This is a genomic window from Streptomyces sp. CT34 (assembly GCF_000805335.1).
In the GTDB taxonomy this organism is placed as follows: Bacteria; Actinomycetota; Actinomycetes; order Streptomycetales; family Streptomycetaceae; genus Streptomyces.
Genome location: NZ_KN708638.1, coordinates 6,072,456 through 6,078,971 on the forward strand (window position 1 = coordinate 6,072,456; position 6,516 = coordinate 6,078,971).

General features: G+C 72.0%; 8 protein-coding genes, 1 pseudogene and 1 riboswitch. Of the genes and pseudogenes, 4 read left to right on the forward strand and 5 right to left on the reverse strand.

Going from position 1 to position 6,516, the window contains the following annotated elements; genetic code table 11:
• Positions 1–929 (reverse strand): annotated as a pseudogene (locus RZ84_RS41745) (divalent metal cation transporter); the annotation flags it as partial.
• A 312-nt stretch (positions 930–1,241) separates the two neighbouring features.
• Positions 1,242–1,415: riboswitch (M-box (ykoK) riboswitch) on the reverse strand.
• 255 nt (positions 1,416–1,670) lie between these two features.
• Between RZ84_RS41745 and RZ84_RS26560 the strand changes: the two are divergent.
• From RZ84_RS26560 to recX, 4 genes are all read left to right on the forward strand, one after another.
• Positions 1,671–1,865, forward strand: a complete 195-nt coding sequence (locus RZ84_RS26560) for a DUF3046 domain-containing protein (protein ID WP_043266410.1) — start codon at positions 1,671–1,673, stop codon at positions 1,863–1,865.
• A gap of 36 nt (positions 1,866–1,901) precedes the next feature.
• Positions 1,902–2,054: a hypothetical protein gene (locus RZ84_RS39175; RefSeq protein ID WP_157878900.1), complete on the forward strand. Its 153-nt coding sequence runs from the start codon at positions 1,902–1,904 to the stop codon at positions 2,052–2,054.
• Between the two features lie 266 nt (positions 2,055–2,320).
• A complete protein-coding gene (recA, locus tag RZ84_RS26565; protein WP_043266411.1) occupies positions 2,321–3,442 on the forward strand; it encodes a recombinase RecA in 1,122 nt (373 codons plus the stop codon).
• A gap of 6 nt (positions 3,443–3,448) precedes the next feature.
• On the forward strand, positions 3,449–4,156 hold the full coding sequence (recX, locus tag RZ84_RS26570; RefSeq protein WP_043266412.1) for a recombination regulator RecX: 708 nt from the start codon (positions 3,449–3,451) through the stop codon (positions 4,154–4,156).
• A gap of 45 nt (positions 4,157–4,201) precedes the next feature.
• Here the strand turns inward: recX and RZ84_RS26575 are convergent, their stop codons facing one another.
• The 4 genes from RZ84_RS26575 to RZ84_RS41750 all read right to left on the reverse strand — a co-directional run.
• On the reverse strand, positions 4,202–4,579 hold the full coding sequence (locus tag RZ84_RS26575) for a rhodanese-like domain-containing protein (protein WP_043266413.1): 378 nt from the start codon (positions 4,577–4,579) through the stop codon (positions 4,202–4,204).
• Positions 4,580–4,783: 204 nt separating this feature from the next.
• Positions 4,784–5,323, reverse strand: coding sequence for a cupin domain-containing protein (locus RZ84_RS26580; RefSeq protein ID WP_043266416.1), 540 nt, complete (start codon positions 5,321–5,323; stop codon positions 4,784–4,786).
• 87 nt (positions 5,324–5,410) lie between these two features.
• Entirely contained in the window at positions 5,411–5,554 is a 144-nt protein-coding gene (locus RZ84_RS42525) for a putative leader peptide (RefSeq protein WP_347232791.1), read from the reverse strand.
• The coding region (locus RZ84_RS41750; protein WP_241777864.1) for an FAD-dependent monooxygenase at positions 5,490–6,516 on the reverse strand (1,027 nt) is incomplete at its 5' end. The genes RZ84_RS42525 and RZ84_RS41750, both read right to left, overlap by 65 nt.

Below are 6,516 nucleotides of genomic sequence, written 5' to 3' on the forward strand. Positions count from 1 at the left end.
ATTCCGGCCTGGTCGGTGTAGTGCCCGAGGCCGTTGGTGCCGGCGAAGGTCGCGGCGGTGAGGCCCATGATGGCGGCGGCGCCGATGACGACGATGGCGATGCCGATCCACAGGTCGGCCTTCTCGTAGCGCATGAAGCGGGGGGTGATGCGCTTGTCGATGACGTAGGACTGCTGGAAGAACAGCTGCCAGGGGGCGACGGTGGTGCCGACGATCGCGATGATCAGCAGCATGACGGTTGCCAGTTGGCCCGCACCGCCCGGGATGCCGGGCGTCACGAAGTCGTGCGCCATCTGTGAGGTCTTGGGGTGGATGAGGAAGTAGAGCGGGACCAGCAGCAGCGAGCCGATGCACAGGGCGACGGCGATGCGCTCGAAGCGGCGGAAGGAGCCGGTGAAGGCGGAGGCGATGATGATGGCGGCGGCCAGGATCACCGCGCCGGCCTTGGGCAGTCCCAGGTAGCCGGCCGCCAGGGTGATGCCGATGAACTCGGTGACGAGGGTGAGGGCGTTGAGGAGGAAGAGGTCGATGACGGAGAAGGCGCCCCAAAATTTTCCGAAGCGCTCCAGGATGAGGCGGGCGTGGCCGACGCCGGTGACGGCGCCGAGGCGCAGCACCATTTCCTGGTTGACGTAGAGGACGGGGATGAGCAGGAGCAGGGTCCACAGCAGGCTGGTGCCGTAGTTCTGCCCGGCCTGGCCGTAGGTGTCGAAGGCGCCGGCGTCGTTGTCGCCGACCATCACGATCAGGCCGGGGCCGACGATGGCCAGGAGCGTCTTGAGCTTGGCTGACAGGCCGGTGCGGGGCGCGGTGTCGTCGAGCTTGATGGTGCCCAGCGCGCCGCGGATGTCGCCCACGTGCGCGTCATCGAGCACCGCGGTGCGCGACGCGGTGGCCGCGGAGCTGCCGTTGAGCGTGGTGCGGGTCATGGCGTACCTCCCAAGTCCCCCCGGAGGGGGATGTGTTGGGGGGCACGCGGCAGTCATCCCCCCTGCGCGGAGCGCAGCACGGCGGCCCGTGATGGCGCCTGGCCATACGGGGGTGCGTCGCGGCGGGAAGGCCGCGCAGGGAAGGTGGTCACCGCGTGCCGGAAGAGTGCGAGGACAGGCGGATGGCGGGCCGATGATGGCCCGGACTACTGCAACTGCAATCCATGTCTCTCGCCTCCTTCCGGCCGGGACGCGAACGGTGCGCGTCAGCAACGACTCGGCAAGGAGCAGGCCGGACCGGAATACCCGGCCGACTCACCCCAACTCGTCAGAGCTTTGGCACTCCACGGCGTAATCCCCTTACCGGGGAAGCCACTTGGGGTCACCCCTTAGGCCGGGGAGACCTGTCCTGAACCTGGGCGTCTCTCGACGTCGTGGGGTCAGTGGCCTGTGTCCGTGAAGACGCCTCACCGAACGAGGTGCCTTTTCAAACCTCGAAGAGTCTAGCCCCGCGCCGGGACCCCGATTCGCGTTCTTGGCAGAGACTTAACCGAGCGCGTGACGGACGTCACGCGGCGGGCGTGCGGACTGGGTGTGCGGAGTGGGTGGTCCGGTGCGGGAACCGGCGAGCCGAGGGGCGGCGCGCGGGCCGGCCGGGAGGCGGGACAATGGCACCCTGTCCGTAAGGCCGCGGAGCGGCGGGAGCCGGAGGCGGATCACAGTGGGTGCGGAGCGGGAATCATGCGGTTGACGGTGTTCTGGCAGCGGATGGCGGACCACTTCGGCGCGGTGTACGCCGACTCGTTCGCGCGCGACCACGTGATGTCCGAGCTCGGCGGCCGTACCGTCCATGAGGCGCTGGCGGCGGGATGGAGCGCCAAAGAGGTGTGGCGGGCGGTCTGCGTCGCCATGGATGTGCCGTACGACAAGCGGTGAGCGCCGCCGGCAAGCGGTGGGCGGCGGCCCTCGGCGGTGAGCCGCCGGCGGGTTCCCCGCCTGATCGCGTTCACCGTCGACCTGTGGTGCGCGCTGCGGGTCTGCTGGTGCGCGCTGCGGGTCTTCGGCTCCGTCGTGATCTCAAGGCAGTTCGAGAACTGTCTCCTCCAGTCGCGGATCGCCGCGTAGACGGTCGGCTTCCACGACGGTCGGCTTCCATCTCGCCCTCGCCCTCGGCTCGGTCCTTGCCTGCGGTGTCCTGGGGCGCTTGACACCAAAATCGAACATACATTCTCATGGGGATCCGGCCGCGTAGCCCGGGCCCTTGCCGGGGTGGTTCCCGGGCATTTCGCGGGGTTATCCACAGGCAGGAGCCGGGTCCGGGCGCATTGTCAGTGGCAGGCGTTAGCGTCATGGACGTGAAGCGATCGACTCAAGCAAACCGGGTGGAACCCATGGCAGGCACCGACCGCGAGAAGGCGCTGGACGCCGCGCTCGCACAGATTGAACGGCAATTCGGCAAGGGCGCCGTGATGCGCATGGGGGAGCGGCCCAACGAACCCATCGAGGTCATCCCCACCGGATCGACCGCCCTCGACGTCGCGCTCGGCGTCGGCGGCATCCCGCGCGGCCGGGTCGTCGAGGTCTACGGTCCGGAGTCCTCCGGTAAGACGACCCTGACCCTGCACGCCGTGGCGAACGCCCAGAAGGCCGGCGGCTCCGTCGCGTTCATCGACGCCGAGCACGCCCTCGACCCCGAGTACGCCAAGAAGCTCGGTGTGGACACCGACGCCCTGATCCTCTCCCAGCCGGACAACGGCGAGCAGGCCCTGGAGATCACGGACATGCTGGTCCGCTCCGGCGCGCTCGACCTGATCGTGATCGACTCGGTCGCCGCCCTGGTGCCGCGGGCCGAGATCGAGGGCGAGATGGGCGACTCGCACGTCGGTCTCCAGGCCCGGCTGATGAGCCAGGCGCTGCGCAAGATCACCAGCGCGCTCAACCAGTCCAAGACCACCGCCATCTTCATCAACCAGCTCCGCGAGAAGATCGGCGTGATGTTCGGCTCGCCGGAGACCACGACCGGTGGCCGCGCGCTGAAGTTCTACGCCTCGGTCCGGATCGACATCCGCCGGATCGAGACCCTGAAGGACGGCACCGAGGCGGTCGGCAACCGCACCCGCTGCAAGGTCGTCAAGAACAAGGTCGCCCCGCCCTTCAAGCAGGCCGAGTTCGACATCCTCTACGGCCAGGGCATCAGCCGCGAGGGCGGTCTGATCGACATGGGCGTCGAGCACGGCTTCATCCGCAAGTCCGGCGCCTGGTACACCTACGAGGGCGACCAGCTCGGCCAGGGCAAGGAGAACGCCCGCAACTTCCTCAAGGACAACCCGGACCTCGCCAACGAGATCGAGAAGAAGATCAAGGAGAAGCTGGGCATCGGCGTGAAGCCGGAAGACCTGGCGGCGGAGCCCGGTGCGGATGCGGCGGGTGCGGCGGAGGCGCCGGCCAAGGCCGCGCCGGCGGCGGCCACCAAGGCCGCCAAGGGCTCCAAGGCCACGGCGGCCAAGAGCTAGCCCGCGATGACACGGCGAACGGACTGGCCGAGCAGCGCGGACGGCTTCCGCGGCGCTGCCGGCGACCCCGAGAACCGTAGCGGCCGGGCGGGCCGCGCCGCTCGCCGGCGCGGTGCCGCCCATGAGGCCGATGCCGCCCGCGAGGACGGCGCGGCCGGAAGGGACGGCGGTGGTTCCCTCTCGTCGAGGGCCGAGTCGGGACCGCCGCGTACGCCCGAGGAGCAGGCGCGGGCGATCTGCCTGCGCCTGCTCACCGGGAGCCCGCGTACCCGAAAGCAGCTCGGGGACGCCCTGCGGGAGCGGGGCATCCCCGAGGAGGCCGCGCAGGAGGTGCTGTCCCGCTTCGAGGAGGTCGGGCTGATCGACGACGCGGCGTTCGCCGGCGCCTGGGTGGAGTCCCGGCACCACGGCCGCGGCCTGGCCCGCCGTGCGCTGGCCCGCGAGCTGCGCACCAAGGGCGTGGACTCCGCGGTGATCGACGAGGCCGTCGGCCGCCTCGATCCGGACCAGGAGGAGTCCACCGCCCGCGAGTTGGTGGACCGCAAGCTACGGGCCACCCGCGGCCTGGACCGCGAGAAGCGGCTGCGCCGGCTGGCCGGCATGCTGGCCCGCAAGGGCTATCCCGAGGGTCTCGCCCTCCGCGTCGTACGCCGGGCGCTGGAGGAGGAGGGCGAGGACCCCGAGCTGCTGGAGCAGCACATACCGGAGGACTGAGGACTCAAGGCCGGCCACCACTGCGGTGGACGACGGGCCCACCCGTCACGCCTCCACCGGCAGGCCCGCCGCTCGCCACGCCTGGAAGCCGCCGATCAGATCCGTGGCACGGCGCAGACCCAACTGGCGCAGGGAGACCGCGGCGAGGCTGGAGGCATAGCCCTCGTTGCAGATCACCACGACCGGCAGATCGTGACGGGTCGCCTCAGGGGCACGGTGCTCGCCCGTCGGATCGAGCCGCCATTCCAGCTCGTTGCGCTCGACGATCAGCGCACCGGGAATGGTGCCGTCCCGCTCTCGCAGCTGCGCATAGCGGATGTCCACGAGCAGCCCGCCGGAGTCCTGGAGCGCGGCGGCCTCGCGGGGCCCGACCCGCCTCAGCGTCCGCCGCGCCCGTGCCAGCAACTCATCGACCGCGCTCATGCCGAAACCTCGCTCCGCCCGGCCCCGCATTCGCGCGGCGCGCACCTACCGATGGTTCTCCCCCAGCCTCCGGCCGGGGGGACCCCCATGCTCCGCTCCCTCATGCCGAAACCTCGCTCCGCTCGGCCCCGCCTGCACGAGGCGCGCACCTTTCCACGGCTCTCCCCCGGCCTTCAGCCGGGAGGACTCCCACGCCGCGCTCGCTCACCCCCACTCCTCCGGCCGCTCGACCTCTTCCAGCCGCAGTACCGGACCGGTCCGGCTGTAGCGGCGCATCAGCGGCAGCGGTGGGTAGTAGGCGTGCACGGACACCGCGTGGGTGTCGGAGGTGTTGAGCACCTGATGGACATGGTGCGGGCCGAACGCCCGCCCGCGGCCGTCGCGGAGCGTGCGCTCCCGGTCGACGCCGTCGGCGAGTTCCAGCGTCTTCCAGCCGTCGGTGGGGAGTTGGACGGCGAGCGACTGCTCCGTCAGCTCGCCGGTCGCCGTTGCGAACGCGCCCCGGGAGCCGCCGTGGTCGTGCCAGCCGGTGCCGGTCCCGGGCGGCCAGCCGATCAGCCACGCCTCACTGCCGCCCGGTCCGTCCAGCCGGATCCAGGTACGGCCTTCGGGGTCGAGCGGCAGTGCGGTGACGAACGCGGTGTCGGCGGCGGTGCGGCGGGCGAAGTCGAGGAGTTCGGAGGCGCTGGGGCCGCCGCCATGGGTGGCGGCACGCGGGCGCGCAGAGGTCTGTACATCGGGCACGGGACACCGTCCTGAGTGATCGCGAAGAGGCGCGGCCGGGCAACGCCGAACGGCCGCGCGGGCAGGGGAATTCCGGAGAACTGCGGATCAACAGGACGGACGACACATGCAGCCCGCATAGCGGACCAGGTCCAGATGGACCCTCCGCCAGAATCGCGAGCTGTGCTCAGTCACTCTCGGAGTCAAACACGGCGCTTCCCGGAGGGTCAACAGGGGACGTGCCCGCGGCATCGCCGGCGGCGCCGTCCGCGGTGCCCCCCGCACCGTTCCCCGGGGCACCGCCAGGCCCGTCCGCCGCGCCGGCTCCACCGGTCTCCCCGGCCCCGCACGCCCCGGCGGTCTCCGCTGCCTCCGCGGGCTCCCCGGGCTCTCGCCCGTACGCCCCGCCGCGGACCGCGTCCGCGCAGGCCGACAGCCCGCCCGGCTGGACCCCGGACAGCGCCGTGACCAGATGGCCGTCGGGCCGCACGACCAGCACGGTGTGCGCGGTGGCGCCCGGATACGCCTCGGTGACCAGGATCTCGGCGCGCATCGGCAGCGCGCCGACCGCGCTGGTCAGCCGGGGCATCAGCCCCGCCGACTGCCAGTGCCGCCGGTCCCAGACGCCGGTCCCGGGCGCCACCAGCACCACCAGCAGCCCCTGCCCGAGGCGCTCGCGCAGCCGCACCACCGACCCGTCCGACGCGGTCACCACCACATCCGCGACCGGCCCCCCGGGAACGGTGTCGACCGCCGTCTCACCGGGCAGCCCGGCGGCCGGTGCCAGCGGCGTACGGGCGTACGTGGGCGCGGCGCCCAGCGGCCCGCGGCCCAGATGGCCGTCGGTCAGCAGGGTGCTGCGGCCCCGGGCCGCGCCCGGCAGAACGGTCCGCCAGCGGACCGCGCCGCCGTCCCGCAGCAGCGGCAGCGCCGAGTCCGCGGCCCGCAGCCGGGCCGCGACCGCGCCCCGGCGCTCGGCCTGGTAGCTGTCCAGCAGCGTTTCGGAGGCGCCCTGGTGCCAGGCCAGGCCCAGCTTCCAGGCGAGGTTCTCGGCGTCCCGCAACCCCTCGTCCAGGCCCTGGGTGCCGAGCGCGCCCAGCAGATGGGCGGCGTCCCCGGCGAGGAAGGCGCGGCCCTGCCGCCAGGCCCGCGCCAGCCGGTGGTGGACGGTGTGCACGCCGGTGTCGAGGAGTTCGTACGGCGGGGCGAGCGGG